The organism is Adonisia turfae CCMR0081 (assembly GCF_011009555.1).
Classification (GTDB): Bacteria; Cyanobacteriota; Cyanobacteriia; order Phormidesmidales; family Phormidesmidaceae; genus Leptothoe; species Leptothoe turfae.
In genome coordinates this window covers 2,725,690-2,742,587 of the sequence record NZ_QXHD01000004.1, presented here as the reverse complement: position 1 = coordinate 2,742,587, position 16,898 = coordinate 2,725,690, and the positions used below count along the sequence as shown (strand labels likewise).

The following is a 16,898-nucleotide window of genomic DNA, read 5'->3' as shown; positions in this document are numbered from 1 at the left end:
GATGGGATGATTCCCCTGCTGTATCATCCACTGGGTCAGGTTGATACCGTCAATCTTTTCCATAACGATGCAGTGCAGCGGTTCAGTCATGGTGGTGGGTGTCAGTGTGAAGTAGCCATCCTCAGTCATAAAAGGCACACCCGGATGTTTCAGCTGGATCAGTGTAGCGGCCTCCTGCTGAAACATGGACACAATTTTCGAGGTTTGGCTATGCTCAAGCCGCAGTATTTTTAGGATTTTAGGCAGGTCCCGCTCGTAGGCTTCGTAGACCATGCCAAAGCCGGTTTGGCTGCTCAGCAAGCGCATGACACGATAGCGCCCTTGTAAAAGGAGGGTTGTCCCACAAGCTTGACAGCTATTTACCTCACTATTGCCTGGGTGATCAGGCCGGGGACAATCGGGATTAATGCATAAACTCATCAGCCACCCTGAAAAACGACCTTGGTTATCCAGCCATTCCAGAACCACAAGGACGTAAATAAACTTGCCCATCCTCAGAAAGGATGCGCGGTCCTAGATAATGTACCATCCGCTACTCGGGAACCTGGTAGAAACCCTTGAATTTGAAGAGTTTATTCACCATGTCAAACGTAAAAGTAGCGGTGCTATAGCATTGTTCTGATTATCGTTGCTAACTCATGTCGCCATGTTTCGAAAATTGGCTACCTTTTGTCTGACTGCCGTCACGGTGGCAGTAACCGTCTTGTTATCGGCCAACCAGCCGGCCCAGGCTAATGTCATCCTGCATGCGTTTGATTGGAGCTATGCTACTGTGACGGAACGAGCCCCAGCGATCGCAGCTGCAGGCTATGGGGCTGTATTGGTCACGCCCCCTCTCAAATCACCGATCACACAGGAATGTCGATGGTATCAGCGCTATCAACCCCAAGATTTTAGGGTGATCAGTAACTGTGATGGGGATAAAGAGAGTTTTGTTGCCATGATTAATGCCTTATCGAAAGTGGGGGTGCTCACCTACGCCGATGTGGTGGTGAATCATATGGCGAATGAGCGCAATGGGTCGACCACCTTTCCTGGGATGGATGTATTAGATGAGTACGCTGAAGATCCTGACTATTGGGAAAGACAGCGACTATACGGCGACTTAGACGGTGGTTTGTTTAACTCCCAAGATTTTCATGCGCCCAAATGCATTCGCAATTATGGCAACCGCGATGAGGTCGTTAAGGGACGTATTTGTGGCGCAGGAGATGATCCCGGTTTACCCGATTTAAGAGATACCGTATCGGGAGATAACTGGGTGTTGGAGCAACGGAAACACTATGTTCAAACACTTTATGATCTGGGTGTACGTGGGTTTCGGGTAGATGCTGCCAAACATATGCCCAACGCAGCGATTCGATATTTTATCCCCGATGAGATTGCCAATAATACTCAAATTTTTGCAGAGATCATTACCACAGGGGGGGTGGGAGACCATGAATATAATTTGTTTCTGGAGCCCTATTTGAGAGAATTACCGGCTAGCTTTGCAGCCTATGATTTTCCGTTGTTGAATGCGATCAAACAAGCCTTTAGCGTTGGCAGGCCCCTATCGGAGATTGCACAGCCCTATGATACCGGTAATGCTCTAGAAAATAGCCGAGCTGTGACTGTGGTGACCACCCACGATATTCCCTATAACGATCCGTTTCGTTATTTGATATTAGACCCTGTAGATGAAGATCTGGCCTACGCCTACATTATGGGACGGGATGGTGGAACGCCCATGGTGTTTGATGATGGGACGACGGCTGCTCCCCCATTTGGGCAGACGGATGGGGGGCGTTGGCAAGGGGTTTGGAATCGCGATCGCATGGTCCGCATGATCACGTTCCACAATCGTATGCAAGGCATCAGCATGGAGGTACTACACGCCGATGACTGCACCCTCCTATGGCGACGCGAGGAAGAAGGTATTGTTGCTATCAACAAATGTGAAGAGCCTCGAAAGATTACCGTAGATACGCAGTTTAAGTTTAAGTGGTTTCATCCTTATCAAGATAGTCTGACAGAGGACCCGCCGATTGAAATTACGGAGTCTTCATTTACATTTGAAGTACCTGCACGCAGGGCTCGTATGTGGTTTGCGATTTGATTAAAACTGATTTTGGGATAAGTTAGATGGCAATTGAACGGAAAAACTATGACCATTTAGGTCCGGTTGTAGGACCTTATTCCCATGCAGTAAAGCATAATGGGACGCTTTATGTGTCTGGGACAACGGCATTTGGCTCACCCGCTCAGGGACAGTCCATTGATCAGCAGGCGGAGTTTATTTTCTCTCAGTTAGGCAAGTTAGCCAAGGTTGAGAATACGAGTTTGGCATCGTTGTTGAAGGTGACAATTTTTGTGACTGAGCTAGAAGGGATTGATGGATTACGACAGGTGTTGTTTCGTCATTATGGCGAGCATTTACCTGCTAGTTCTTTGGTACAGGTGAAGAGTTTGTTTTCACCGGAGGTATCGATCGAAATTGAGGCAGTGTTTGCTATCTAGAGTGCTCACCAACATGCTACAGATTCTCCGTTAGTTTTTAGCACCCAAAGCGATTTTCCTAGAAAACTCTAACATTCTGACAGCAAATCCCCAGTTCCAAAACTATCGATTTTGCCCAATTGTGACGTGCGAAGTCGGTCGCATCGTTTCCTCCAGCTTAGTAGTACTGCGCAATAACCAGCGATGCCAAGTGCTGGGACGGATATAAAGCTTTATCAACCAATGCTGGCTTACTCTAGTGTATAGGCCTAAAACTATGTATTCTTTGAATACAAGAAATCTGTGTGCCCCCTATGACCTCTGCCTCTCCAGTGCACTGGCTGCAGCATGCATTAGCACGTTTTATTTTGCCAATAACGACGTGTTTAGCATTAGTGGGTTGTACTACAGCGGCGATGGCACAGTCGCTTCCTCCTTCTGGCGATTTGCCCTCCCCAGTTGAGCCAACGGTGCCGCCGCCTGAGCCATTAGAGCCCGAACCGCTACCCTCCGAAGTGCCGTTAGATTTAGCTCCGACGGAACCGTTTGATAGTACAGATTTAACGGTGTGTCCGCCTCTGGCTCCGACGGAAGAACCGGCATTTTTGGTGAGCGATATCGAAGTGTTGGGTAGTACGATACTGTCTGACCAGATTGCCGCTCAGGTAAATTGTTATATCAATCAACAGCTGACCCTGACAGATTTATTGACGTTGCGATCGCGCATTACTCAAGTTTATGTGCAGGCTGGCTACATCACCTCAGGAGCATTTTTGCCTAATAATCAAGACCTCAGCGATGGCAGCGTCACAATTCAAATGATTGAGGGGAAAATTGAAGATATTCAGGTCAATGGATTAACTCGATTGCGAGAAGGATATGTTCGTAGCCGGATCGCCCGTGCTACTGAAACCCCGATTAACCAATCCGAGTTAGAATCCGGTCTTCAGCTTCTACAGCTAGACCCTCTCCTTGATCAGGTCAATGCCGAGCTTACCTCAGGCAGTTCACCCGGCCTCAGTCTGTTGATTTTAGATATACAAGAAGCTGACCCCTTTGCAATTTCCTTTACCGCCGACAACTATCGTGCCCCCAGCATCGGTTCAGAGCAGGGCACAATCGCTGCCAACTACACCAACATTCTTGGCCTTGGCGACCGACTTTCAGGCTCCTTTAGCCTGAGTGAAGGATTAGACCTGTACGATGTGAGCTATGAGGTACCGATTAATGCCAGTAACGGTACCGTCAGAGCTCGATTTAACAATAGTGACAGCCGCATTGTTGAAGATCCCTTCGATGATATCGACATTCGCAGCGATGCAAGAACGGTATCGTTAGGCGTACGTCAGCCCCTATGGCAAAGCCCAGAAGAAGAGTTTGCCCTGGGGTTAGATTTTGACTGGCGGCGGAGTCGAAGCTTTATTTTAGACGACGTACCCTTTTCATTTTCAATTGGGCCAGAAGACGGCAAGTCACAGGTGAGCGTACTACGGTTTTATCAAGATTGGGTAAAACGCGACAATAAACGAGTATTTGCCGCCAGGTCACAGTTTAGTCTGGGTCTAGATTTATTTGATGCCACGGTGAACGATAGCGGCACTGATGGTCGCTTTTTTGCATGGCAGGGGCAGTTTCAGTGGGTAGAGCAGCTATCGCCTCGGTTGCTGATGTTAGCTAGGGTAAACGGTCAGCTCACACCAGATTCGTTGTTACCCATCGAACGCTTTAGCTTAGGCGGCATCAACACAGTGCGTGGCTATGTTCAGAACCAACTGGTAGCTGACAATGCCTTAACCGGTTCCCTGGAGTTACGGGTACCCATTTCAGGCAATCCTAACTATTTGCAGTTAACTCCCTTTATCGAGGGTGGCGGCGGCTGGAATAATCGCATCGCTGATCCTGACCCATCATTTTTATTGGCAACCGGGTTAGGACTCCGCTGGCAGATATCTCCTGAGTGGTTTATGCGGTTAGATTATGGCATCCCGCTGATAAATGAAGATGACTCTAATGACTCATTACAAGAAAGCGGGGTTTATCTTCTCCTAAATTTTCAGCCTGAGCATTTTTAAGCGGTGCAGTTGTATGTCGTCAAATCGACCGACAAAAACACCTAAAAATAGTGCAAAAACTGAAACGAGCGCGAGCGCCGATGGTGCTCTTGTGTTACGGGTGAGTGACACACAAGCGCTTCTGACCGGCCTCTAAATAGTGAGCTTATCGCGATAATTCAAACACTGTGCCCCAAGCATGCTTTAAATTCTGAATTATTTACAGAAGGTGACCGCTATATGTATTTGCTCTGGTCAATCAGGTGTTTTTGGAGAATCTAAGATCTAGCGATAGTACCTGAAACCAGTGTAGCAACAAATGTACTACCAATAAGATTAGTTGAAAGAAGACCTATAGCAAAACGTCGAGAAACCTATTTCCACTTTCACGTAAGAACATCCAGAGTCGCACTAACTCCTAACTCCTGACTCCTTAACCAATCCAGATTTCTTTGCCTAAGTTGATACCCCAAACAATTCAAAACTTTTACAAGTTCTTTATCAAAGACGCTATTCAACTCTCACATCTTTATCAATGAATTATGGATATTTTTCCGATTCTGGAGAAAATTACAGTGGGAATAAATTGATTTTCGTGATAATCGTCCTCGTGGGATAAGCAGGCGATTAAAAATAACAGAGGGACATGGTTCAGAGTTTTAAGCTCTGACTCAACGATATGCGGTGTGGCATGAAGAGATTATTGCCACTCTTAATACATATTCAGTTTCGTGTAGGTGATAAAAGACAATGAAATTATCAAGGATTGCTCTATCTTTGGGAATAGCAACTGCACTGATTGGGGCTGTTTTACCAATTGAAGCACATGCTCAAAGGACAGTACGTGCACGGAAAAATTTCAGCACTAATGGTTCTGCTAAAACCCCTCTTGGAGTTGGTTTTGCTTTGACGGACACAGGTTCAGTTGAAAATTTCTCCTACACGAATGACGAGGGTGTTCTCCTCATTAAGAATGCCACTGGGAGCCTTGTCGACACAAATTTCTCCGAGGTTTCCGACTCTTTTAGCTACGAGCTAAGCTTGACCAACGTAAGTGTCGATACATCATCAGCTTCTAACATTAATGAATTTTTTACTGATATCAGTGTGGAGTTTGAGTTTGAAAATGTTTCTGAGATTTTCTCAGGCTTGTCAAGTGATCCATCTGCTCAGGACCTTCTAGATTTTCTGGTTGCGGGTGATTCTACATTTACTGATAGTGGAAGTACCTTTTTGAATGATAATCTTGACGATGACAATAGCAATGTTGTTTTCCCAGTTGAAGATCTGATTTCTTTGGAAGCCTTAGGGTTTGATTTACCTAATGATGGTAAAGATCCAGTGAATGCTGGAAGTATCGAAATTATTGTGCTTGAAGAAGAAAATGCTCAGGTTCCTGAGCCTGGTGTAACTTTAGGGTTATTCACTCTTGGATCAATTGGAGTTTTCTCATTACGAAAAAAGAAGCAATCACTAGCCTAGATATGCTGACTCGCTCTGTAGCGAGAGCATTTCAGTACATTTAGATTAGATTTTTTAAAAACTAGCTATGGCAAGTAATATGCTTGCTGTAGCTAGTTATTTTTGGTAACGTTTAGGGCAAATTCGCATATGCCTATAGAATGAAATTTCTAACTCTGCCAGTATGGCTTCTGAGTGGCACTGTCTCAGGTCTTCTTATCACAGTCCCATCAAAGGCTCAAATTCTCCCGGATGGTACTTTAGGATCAGCAGTTAACGTCCCCAATTGCAACGTTTGTACTATCACTGGTGGTACAGCTCAAGGGGAAAATTTATTTCATAGTTTTACAGAGTTTTCTGTACCTGTGAATGGGGAGGCAAATTTTCAAGAATCTGCAAGTGCACCGGGCATTGAAAACATTTTTAGTCGGATCACAGGCAGTAGTATCTCCAATATTGATGGGCTTATCAGTACAGAAAATTCAAATCTATTTTTAATTAATCCCAACGGAATAGTTTTTGGTGAGACGTCTGCTTTAAACGTCAACGGTTCTTTTTTGGCAACGACTGCCAATAGCGTTGACTTCGGAAATGATGGAAAATTTAGCGTTAACCCACTTGAAGTTCCCTCCTTATTGACTATCACCGCTCCCTTAGGTCTAGGATTTGGTCTAGAACCAGGAGAAATTATTAATCGTTCTTTAGAAACACCTCCTGGTTTCACATTTCCGGTAGGTCTTGAGGTGCCCATAGGTGAGACTTTGGCTCTCGTAGGGGGAGCTATCAATATGGATGGGGGAACTCTGACAGCATTTGACGGGCGTGTTGAAATCGGGAGTGTTACAGCTAATAGCTTTGTTGATATTACTGGGCTTACTTCCGAGGATCCCAATTTAGGGCTTACATACACCTCGGTGGAGAATTTTCAGGATATTAGTTTTTCTAATTTTGGCTTTGTCGATACCTCCGGTGATAGAGGAGGAAGTGTTCAGGTTCAAGGTAGAAACCTAACGATGACTGATGGTTCTGGAATAATCGCTTTTAACTTTGGTCCTCAAAAAGGTCAAGATCTAAAAATTAGGATATCAGAGTCGATAGTACTTCAAGGCGACTTCACTACTATCCAAACTATTGCTGATAGTGTCGGAGATGCAGGTGATATAAATATTGAAACCCAAGATCTAATCATTCAAAGGGGTGCTACTATCGTTTCATTCGCCAGTTTTATTGACAATGGCAGTGCAGGTAATATCAGTATTGTTGCGCCGGGTTCTTTAGAAGTTACTGGTCAAAGCACAGATGGTATTGAAAATAGCACTATACAAACGGAAGGCGATGTTGGTGACGGTGGTGAAGTTGTAGTAGAAGTTGGCCAGTTGTTGCTTCAAGGTGGAGGTCAGATTTCGACCTCAACATTTGGTAGTGGGCAAGCGGGAAATCTAACTGTCAATGTTTCGAGAGTAACAGAGCTTGTGGGTACAGCTATTTCAGATGGCTCGCCTAGTGGTTTATTTGCTCAGGTAGAAGATGCATTTGGACCAGCAACAGGCAGTGGTGGTCAGTTGACTCTGAATACACGTGAATTAGTCGTTTTGGATGGAGCTCAGATATCGACAGCTGCGCAAAGTGGTGGTGTTGGAGGAAATGCAATCATCACTGTCACAGATTCAATTTTACTGAGTGGTACTGCTCCTAACGCAACTCCTCTAAGTGGTAGTAGCGGCATCTTAACCTCAGCAGAACCTGGTTCCACTGAAGCAGGCGGCGATCTCATTATTAATGCCAGTCAACTAATCATCGAAAACGGAGCTAAAATCTCTGCTGACACTCTGGGTGATGGACCTGCAGGGACTGCAACTCTAAATGTTGATCGCCTAATTATCAGCAATGGTGGATTGCTCCGCTCTGGCTCTATTCAAGGAGACGGCTTTCCTCTGCCAACCGGTGACGGTAGCACCCTTACCGTTAATGCTAGGGAATCTATAGATGTCTCTGGAGCAGGTGTGATTGGCACCGACTTTCCTGTAGACAGTGAAATTGTTGCTGCTGCCGAGGGCACAGGAAATGCCGGTCAACTAAATCTCTCTGCACCACTTCTCATCATTCGCGATGGCGGCAATGTTCGCACCAACTCTGTTCAAACTTCCGGTGGCCAAATCACTATCCAGGCCGATGTTGTTCAGCTGTTAGAGGATGGTGATATTATCACTGCTGTTGATCAGGGACAAGGGACTGGCGGTAACATCACAATCCAGGGTAATACTGTTGTTGCAACAGGTGATAGCGATATTCTTGCCTTTGCCAATGAAGGGACTGGCGGCAACATTACCCTACCCGCCTTTTTCGGTGATGGCATTCAACCTAACCAAGACATCACCAGTTTAGAAGACTTAAACGCTCTTGATGGCAATGATCGCGTCGATGTTAACGCCACTGGTCAGCTTGCCTCAGGTACCATTACCTTCCCTGACGTGAGTTTTATTGAAAACAGCCTCACAGAACTACCCGACGCTCCCATCGATACGGCTGCTCTTGTTTCCAGCAGTTGCATTGCTCCAATTGCTGAACAAGGCAGCGGTCGTCTAATCGTTACCGGCTCTGACAGCACCCCTCAGCAACCTGGCAGTACAGGTATTACCACTATACCTACAGGTGACATCCGCACCCTGTCCAGCGAAGCTGCTGAATCTGAAGCAGCTTGGCACATTGGTGATCCGATAACGGAACCGCAAGGGTTTTATCAATTAACCGATGGTCGAGTCGTATTAAGCCGAAATTGCTTATAAAAGACTATAACGAAGTGTTAATTGCGTAACTATCCGCTAAAACGAGTCACTGGTATGCTATTTGCATAAACTACATACCCCAGATTAGGAAGGCAGTGCATGTTCCCAAACTGGCAAGGCTGGAAAAAGAGTGCTGGCCTCATAAGCGCAACCCTAGTGACGCATATCGTTTGTCAGATTGCACTGCCAAACACTGTAGTGGCTCAGATTATTCCTGATCCTAGTCTTGGATCTGATAGCTCAGAATTTAATGCCAACCGTAACCGCATTCAAGGTGGGGCCGTTCGTAACGATACGTTACTATTCCATAGCTTTCAAGAATTTAATGTTCCGGAGAACGAACGCATCCAGTTCTCTGTAGACGATGATATTGAATCTATTTTTACCCGAGTTACTGGTAGTAATCGCTCTGAAATTCTTGGCGAAATTCGGATTCGTAATGATGGTGATGCAAACCTATTTCTCATTAATCCCAACGGAGTTTTTATTGGCCCTGACGCAGAGTTAGATATTGAAGGCTCATTTGTGGCCACCACTGCCGATGGTATCGAATTTGGAGACTTTACCTTTAGCGCCGCAGACGGCGGTAATGCACTTCCCGATGGCAATCTGCTTGTTATACGGCCATCAGCGTTACTCTTTAATGCACTACCCGAACCGATCACTGTTCAATCTGACCTGAAACTTAAAAATGAAATGCAGCTTCAACTGGTGGGTGGCGACATTACCCTTGAAAGGCTTGGCAGGGGAGATATAGAACTTCGCACTCGCGGCGGTATTATCGAAGTTCTGGCACTTGATGCCCCTGGGCGTGTCAGTTTTGTTGACGGTAGATTGGACGTTCCTGATAACATTAGCCGAGCTAATATCACCCTGGATGATGCTGAAATTAATGTTGAAGGTAGGGGTGATGGTGATATTAATCTCTACGGAGATAGGATCACTCTGCAGGATAGTACCCTCAAGGCTGGACTCCGGGGCAATCGTGGTACCGTAGATCGCCAAGTAGGAGATATTGTTGTGGATGCTACAGAGAGTATTAGTGCAACTGAATCAACGATACGCAGCAATATCGATAGTGGTACCGAAGGTGTTCGTGGCAATATTAGACTCCACTCTGACGGTGATATTCGACTCTTGTTGACCGAAATTAATACTGAGGTAAAGGGGACAGAGATCACTCTTCCTGACGAATCGGCTGATGTGGGGAGTATTACGCTGACAGCTCTAGGAGACTTAATTGTAGATACGTCAAGAATTGGTAGCTCTATTAATAAAATCGGCAGCAGTACCCGTGAAGGAGAGAATCCATCGGGTAGTGTAACGGTGAATGCAGCTTCGTTACTGATGAGAACAGCTGACGGCACATCTACGTCTGATCAAGCGCGTATCTCTACGAGTACCAATGGAAATGGGGATGGTGGCGTTGTCACCATTAATGTGGGTCGCCTGACCATGATTGGTCCTGGCCGGTCTGGCTCCAGTGGGATTTCTTCTAGCTCTAGCAGTCGAGCGACTGGTGATGCTGGCTCTGTTTTGATTACGGTTACAGGCCCCATGCTGATGACTCAGCGTGGCAAGATTGAAACCGTTATCCAGGGTCGGTCCTTACTTCCTCGCCGTGGTGGCAATGTTGTGATTCGTGCTGAATCCTTACGTGTGCTAGATAACAGTGCTATTTCTGCGCGTAATACAACCGTGGGTGAAGCTGGCAACATTGTTATCACGCTCGATCAGGCGTTAGAGGTAAGTGGCAGCAGCTCCATTAACGCGTTTACTCGTAGGTTTCGAGATCCGGATGCTGCGCCTGACGATATAGGGGGCAGCATCGAGATCAACGCTGATACCGTTTCGTTATCTCAACAGGGCAAGATTGAGGTTTCAACAGAGGGTGAAAATACTGCGGGGCGCATTGATATTACAGCGAATACCGTTAATATCAGCGACCAGTATATTTTAGGAGAAACCCGCACCCCATCCAGCGGCTTGTTTAGCCGCAGTTTGCCCACAGCTACAGGGGCTGGGGGAGATATTATTGTCACGGCTGATCTGCTGCGGGTGCAGGGCAATGCAGTTATTAATACGAGTACCGAAAGTGACTTACGCGGTGGCGATATTGATATCACGGCTAATCGGGTGCAGTTGCTGGATGGTGGGCAGCTAGTGGCCTCTACCTTTGATGATGGTGAGGCTGGAAGTATTGAAGTGACTGGCTTAGAACAGATTTTAATTGCAGGCGAAGATCCTAGTTTTGGTCAACAGGTTGATAATGCAGAACGTCTCTTCGGAGAAGGTGATATTGACAATATAAGGGATGCGATTAATCGTGAAGGGGCTAATGGTTTGGCGCTGAATAATTCTGACAATCCAGCGCCAAGTGGGATTTTTACGGTTACTGAAGGATCGGGTAACGCTGGTAGTGTAATTCTTAGGGAAGCCTCTGATCGTACCCTGAATATCTTAATGCGAGATCGAGCTGCCATCAGTGCTCGGGCGCTAAACCAGGGAGATGCTGGAGACATTACTGTGGATATTTCTGGAGACCTGAGCGTTGCCAATAGCGATATTCGTACCGATGCCGTTAAATCTGCTGGTGGATTTATTGATATTGGTGCTGGCAGATTGTTGATCATGGATGGTGCAACTATTGGTGCCCAAACCTCAGGACCAGGGGATGCTGGGGGTATTATTATTGATATCGTGGGGCCATTAGAAATTTCTGACAGTGATATTCGTACCGATGCTGCTGAAGCCGCTGGAGGCAGCATTAATATTGGTGCTAGCACAGTTTTAATGACGGGGGATGGTGATATTCGCACCAACGTTGCTAGCGGTGCTGGTAATGGTGGCAACATTGTTGTTGTTGCCGAGGTTTTAATTGCTCTGGATGACAGTGATATTCTTGCCTTTGCCCAAGATGGTGCGGGAGGAAATATTACCTTGCCTATCTTCTTTGGCCAGAACTTTGTGCCGTCATCATCTGGCGATGGTCCTAATAACCTGGATCTCAATGGTCGTGTGGATGTTAATGCTAGTGGCCAGCTTTCTTCTGGTGTCATTACTTTTCCCGACGTTAGCTTTATCGAAAATAGCCTGACAGAACTACCTGACACCTTGATTGATACTGAATCTTTGGTGGCCACTAGCTGTATCGCTCAGGTGGCGAAAAGCGGCGGCAGTCTTGTGGTAACGGGTGCTGATGGTATTCCGCTACAGCCTGGCAATAGAGGCATTGCCACTATTCAGACAAATACTGTGCGGACGCTCTCGAATAGTGCTACGGCAGCTTCAGTAGAGGCTGAAAGCCGGACACTGGGAACTCCCATTGCGGAGCCCCAGGCTGTTTATCAATTGTCTGATGGTCGTTTGGTGTTGAGTAAAGATTGCGAGGGGTAGTTTTATGGCGTTGCTTATTCCGCTTTAAACCCACCCGCTTTAAACATATTATGTAGCACTGCGAATTGGATCCAGATACTCTCCCATAAAATCTAGATGCGACTTCTGCCAATCTGTACTATGTTCCCCAACTTCCGTAAACCACAGCTGCGAAAAATTCTTGTGGCACTCTGTATTGTTAGCTTTACGGTGTGTATTTGGTTCAATGGCTTATGGGTGCCACAGCAGGTAGCCCAGGCGATTGATATTCCTGGACTGGTGCAAAGTGGTGTCGATGACTATAGGGCAGGGGAGTATAGCCGAGCGATCGCAACCTGGCAACAAGCCTTAGATGCTGTTGATCCTGATAATCTCACACACCAGAGTATTCTGCTAGAAAACCTGGCCCGTGCCCATCGCCAAATTGGACAATTTTCCCAGGAGATCACCTATTGGGAACAGACCATTGATCGCTACGAACAACTGGGCGATTTACAAGCATTGGGCCGTTCTCTAACCGAGCAAGCCCAAGCCTATAACCAGCTGGGGCAGCATCGCCGGGCGCTAGCGCTGTTATGTGGAGAAACCATTACCGATTGTAACCAGGGAAGTGCTCTCCAGATTTCCCAGGCACTTACCGATGCAGGGGGAGAAGCTGCTGCCCTGGGCAGTCTTGGGGAAACCTATCGCCTAACTGGTAACTATGAACAGGCGATTGTTGCCCTCAACCAAAGCCTCACGGTGATTGATGTGGTGGGCACAGATCGTTTCAATGCCAGGGCTGCGGTGCTTAACAGTTTGGGTAATACCTATGCGGCCCAAGCCCAAGTAAGCCGTCGCCGTGCTGAATCTGCTGATACCCAAGGAGACCTGCGGGCTGTTGGGGAACTGACCGAACGGGCCAATACCCAAACTCAGCAGGCGGTTAAATTTTTGCGGCAGAGCTACAATGCTGCCAAAAACACCAGTGGCGTCGCTGCCCAGGTGCGATCGCTACTTAATCTGATTCCCCTTTACCAATCACTCAACCAGGCAAACGACGTATCTCAGGCTCAACAAACGACCCGCAGTTTGATTGCCAATCTGCCAGACTCCCAAGAAAAAGTGTTTGCCATCTTAACCCTGGCCGGTTATTTGGAGCCTCAGTCAACACGGCAATGCCCTAGTGCGACGGTTGTTACTCAGCAAACTGAGCTGTTGGAGAATGGGATCGCAATTTCTAGAACCATCCAAAGTGCTCGGGCTGAATCCTTTGCCCTGGGGCAGCTTGGCAACCTATATGAACGTTGTGGAGACGACACAAAAGCTCTAGAATTAACCCGGCAAGCACGTTTGGTGGCAGACCAGGACCGGTCTTCTCAAGATAGTTTATACCTGTGGGCCTGGCAGCAGGGTCGAATTCTTGAAGCCCAGGGTAATTCAGAGGCAGCTAAAGTAGCTTACACGCAAGCCCTGGAGATTCTCGATGCTATCCGCAGCGATATTCTCAATTCTAATCAGGAGTTACAGTTTGATTTTCGCGATCGCGTAGAACCGATTTACCGAGAATTTGCTTCCCTCAAGCTTCAGGAGTTACCCACCTCCGTACTCATCTCCAAAGATGTGGAATCTAAGAGTGTGGATAGTGTTCTAGCCACCTTAGATTCTCTCAAACTGGCAGAACTGCAAAACTATTTTGCCAATGATTGTGTCATTGTCCCCAATGCCACACGGGTGGATACGGTGGGTGAAAAATTGGCCACGGCGGTGATTAGTACTGCAATTTTACCTAACCGCACGGCAATTATTGCCAGCTTTCCCAACGGTCAACAACAGATCGAATGGATCAACATCAAACAAGAGGACCTGGTTGAGGAAATCAATGGACTACGGTTTGCCCTAGAAGATAGCAGGCGATTCACTCGCGCCAATGCCTATAAAGCTCCATCTCAAAAGCTGTATGACCAATTGGTTCGTCCCTTTGAAGCGATGCTAAATCAGCTACAGGTCAATGAGCTTGTGTTCATTAACGATGGTATTTTGCGCAGTATTCCCATGGCCGCTCTCTTTGATGGGCAACAGTTTTTAATTGAGAAATTTGCGATCGCAACCACACCAAGTTTGACGCTAACAGATCCCAATATGTTGAACCGCAATAATCTCAATGCCCTTATTCTGGGATTGAGCGAAGAATCCTATGTCAATGATCAATACTTTCAGCCCCTTAGTGAAGTGGATGATGAAGTGGCCACAGTTAACGCTCAATTTCCTGGCAGTAAAGTATTGCGCAATAAAGAATTTTCAGAAACTAACCTGCGTAAAGCATTACAAGATAAAAGTTACCGGATTTTGCACATTGCCACCCACGGTAGTTTTGGAGCCGAGCCCAAAGACAACTTTATTGTCACTGGGCAAAAGATTGACGAGAGAAACCATAAGGCTCTAACCATTAGTGAACTGGATGCTCTGATTCGGAGTGTTTCATCCATCGATAGCGAACCCATTGACCTGCTGACGTTGACGGCCTGTGAAACCGCTATTGGTGATGGTCGGGCTACTTTAGGACTGGCCGGTGTGGCTGTGCGGGCGGGGGTGAGAAGTGCGATCGCGTCCCTGTGGGCCGTTAATGATGCAGCTACAGCTGACCTGATTACTCGCTTTTATAACCATCTCCTGGATCCCAATCTCAGTAAAGCAGAAGCGCTCCGTACCGCTCAACTGGAGATTATTCAAGCGGGTGAATATTCTAAAAGTCCCTATTATTGGGCTCCCTTTATTTTGATTGGTAATTGGCTGTAGGAAAGATGGCCGTGGAGCCGATTGTTTATAGGGGAGTAGAGAATGCTTCGTATCACTTTTTGATTTAAGAGTGTGACTCAGACCTGCGAAGCCTAAGACTTGCTAAGAACCCAACAGCAGCGAAACTAAGAACCGCAGAAGGCTCAGGAACATCTTGAGTAGTATGCTCAGGATTTAGGTTGCCCATTAGGGCAATACCGTCGTTTGCACATTCCATTAGTAATGTTGCAATAAACTCTCCCCCTGGCAATAGAGAACGGTTAAATCGGAAGGTGTGGGTATCGCTACCAACGGCATCAAAATGCCCAAAATTTAGCCCTGCTGCTGCTGCATCCTGGTCTGATAAAAAGTCAATGCTGCCCAATAACGTTCCATCTGCAATGGATGTTAGTACAGCGTCAGTTTCACCCATATAGTCATAGGCCTGTTGTTTAGTGGTCAGGTCACCCATGGTATTTTGGCGTTCCCAACCGTATTGGTAATATTGCTTCAAGTGCTGATAGCCTGCATTGCTTTGGGTAACCGATTGAGCGGTTACATTACCAAAAACACCCACTTGATCAACACCGGAATCATTGGTGCCAGCAAAGCGTACGCCGAATAGAGAACCGTTAGCAGTATTAATATCGTCACCAGTGACATTGAAGAGCAGATCTCCCCACCCCACGTTGCCATCAGCTGCACCATGATAACTGTTGCCAGTCAGAGGGCTCCCACCACTCACTGACACATAAACATGGTCTTGAGTCTCTTTGATGGCCAGGCCTCGAATTTCATAGGGATTGCCGCCAGAGCCATCGGTAAATGCATCGATACTATAGTTCCAACCTTGGTGGAATGTACTGGCATGGGCTGCATGGGGAACGGTGAGGCTGAGTAACGCCGAACCAATCAGTAAAGCTAAGCCTTTCATAGGAGTGCAGTTTCAGTATCTAGCGAAGAGTCTTGTGATAAAAGTCACACTATAGGTATAACTCCGTCACCTAGGTGTCGCCTTCCGCCATACGGCCTTACTGTTACTTAGGTGTCAGAGTCACGTCTTTCGTAAAATCACTGACTTAATGGTTAAAAAAATAACCAAATTGAAAAGGCTAATTAAAGCCACATAAAGTAATTATTGAATAGACTATTCAAGCGGACATTAACACCCTTAAACACCCCTAGGGAGAAGGCGTAGGTATCTGTAGTGTCAGCATTACTTACGCCACGGCGTGAATTAGCGATTTGAACATCACTGGCGTCAAATACCCCGTTATCATTACCATCAAGGAAGCATCACTCAAATGTGTGCCAAATGTCATACCAGCATATGAGATCCCGCAGAGTCAAAAACCTGGCATGAATATGCCAGGTTTTTTAACTTCGAGCTTTTAAGTCAATAGACTAATCAGATTGAATGTGGGTTTTGACAAAGATTACACATAGACAATGTTGTCTTTTAATTCAGCATATGTAACGTTTTCAACGACCGCTGCCCAGTCATTTGTGCCCCGATATTTAATAATGACATCTCCATTCTGTTGATGGAATGAGTAGCGATCGCTCTTGCCTAATTGAATCGTATCTAACTCATGGCCAACAATATGAAAATGATCATTCACATGGCCAAAGAAGTCTTTAATAGTAGCGTAACCGCTGCCCTTATATTCACTTCCAATGACAAACTTGTCACGATCGGTGTTACTACCTTTACCACCGTAGAGGATATCATAGCCACCCCCACCAACTAGGACGTCACTACCTTTGCCCCCTATGATGGTATCGTTGCCAGCTCCGCCATACATGGAATCGTTACCGTGTCCACCATTAATGTAGTCATTGCCGTACCCACCATACATAGAGTCATTACCGTAGCCACCATACATGGAGTCGTGACCACTATAACCATACATGGAGTCGTGGCCATTTAGGCCAGACAGTACATTGTTGTAGTTGTTGCCTCTCAACACGTTGCTGTAGCTGTTGCCAG

The 16,898-nt window shown here is 46.5% G+C and carries 10 protein-coding genes; 7 read left to right on the top strand and 3 right to left on the bottom strand.

Annotated elements, in window-relative coordinates; translation table 11 throughout:
* The coding region (locus DXZ20_RS16045; RefSeq protein WP_348918688.1) for a 4-Cys prefix domain-containing protein at window positions 1-492 on the bottom strand (492 nt) is incomplete at its 3' end.
* Between the two features lie 154 nt (window positions 493-646).
* On the opposite strand from DXZ20_RS16045, the gene DXZ20_RS16040 reads away from it, so the two are divergent.
* The 7 genes from DXZ20_RS16040 (at window position 647) to DXZ20_RS16010 (ending at window position 14,929) form a co-directional block, all read left to right on the top strand.
* A complete protein-coding gene (locus DXZ20_RS16040) occupies window positions 647-2,098 on the top strand; it encodes an alpha-amylase family protein (protein ID WP_163699240.1) in 1,452 nt (483 codons plus the stop codon).
* Between the two features lie 26 nt (window positions 2,099-2,124).
* Entirely contained in the window at window positions 2,125-2,499 is a 375-nt protein-coding gene (locus tag DXZ20_RS16035) for a RidA family protein (protein ID WP_163699238.1), read from the top strand.
* A 293-nt stretch (window positions 2,500-2,792) separates the two neighbouring features.
* Entirely contained in the window at window positions 2,793-4,550 is a 1,758-nt protein-coding gene (locus DXZ20_RS16030; RefSeq protein WP_250565784.1) for a ShlB/FhaC/HecB family hemolysin secretion/activation protein, read from the top strand.
* A gap of 729 nt (window positions 4,551-5,279) precedes the next feature.
* A complete protein-coding gene (locus DXZ20_RS16025) occupies window positions 5,280-6,011 on the top strand; it encodes a PEP-CTERM sorting domain-containing protein (RefSeq protein WP_163664887.1) in 732 nt (243 codons plus the stop codon).
* Between the two features lie 140 nt (window positions 6,012-6,151).
* Entirely contained in the window at window positions 6,152-8,776 is a 2,625-nt protein-coding gene (locus tag DXZ20_RS16020; protein WP_163699236.1) for a two-partner secretion domain-containing protein, read from the top strand.
* Between the two features lie 99 nt (window positions 8,777-8,875).
* Entirely contained in the window at window positions 8,876-12,172 is a 3,297-nt protein-coding gene (locus tag DXZ20_RS16015) for a two-partner secretion domain-containing protein (RefSeq protein WP_163699234.1), read from the top strand.
* A 120-nt stretch (window positions 12,173-12,292) separates the two neighbouring features.
* Window positions 12,293-14,929: a CHAT domain-containing protein gene (locus tag DXZ20_RS16010; protein WP_163699232.1), complete on the top strand. Its 2,637-nt coding sequence runs from the start codon at window positions 12,293-12,295 to the stop codon at window positions 14,927-14,929.
* Between the two features lie 64 nt (window positions 14,930-14,993).
* Here DXZ20_RS16010 and DXZ20_RS16005 read toward each other — a convergent pair whose 3' ends face one another.
* Both DXZ20_RS16005 and DXZ20_RS16000 read right to left on the bottom strand, forming a co-directional pair.
* Window positions 14,994-15,842, bottom strand: coding sequence for an XDD3 family exosortase-dependent surface protein (locus DXZ20_RS16005; protein ID WP_250564955.1), 849 nt, complete (start codon window positions 15,840-15,842; stop codon window positions 14,994-14,996).
* A 502-nt stretch (window positions 15,843-16,344) separates the two neighbouring features.
* The coding region (locus tag DXZ20_RS16000) for a calcium-binding protein (protein WP_284681677.1) at window positions 16,345-16,898 on the bottom strand (554 nt) is incomplete at its 5' end.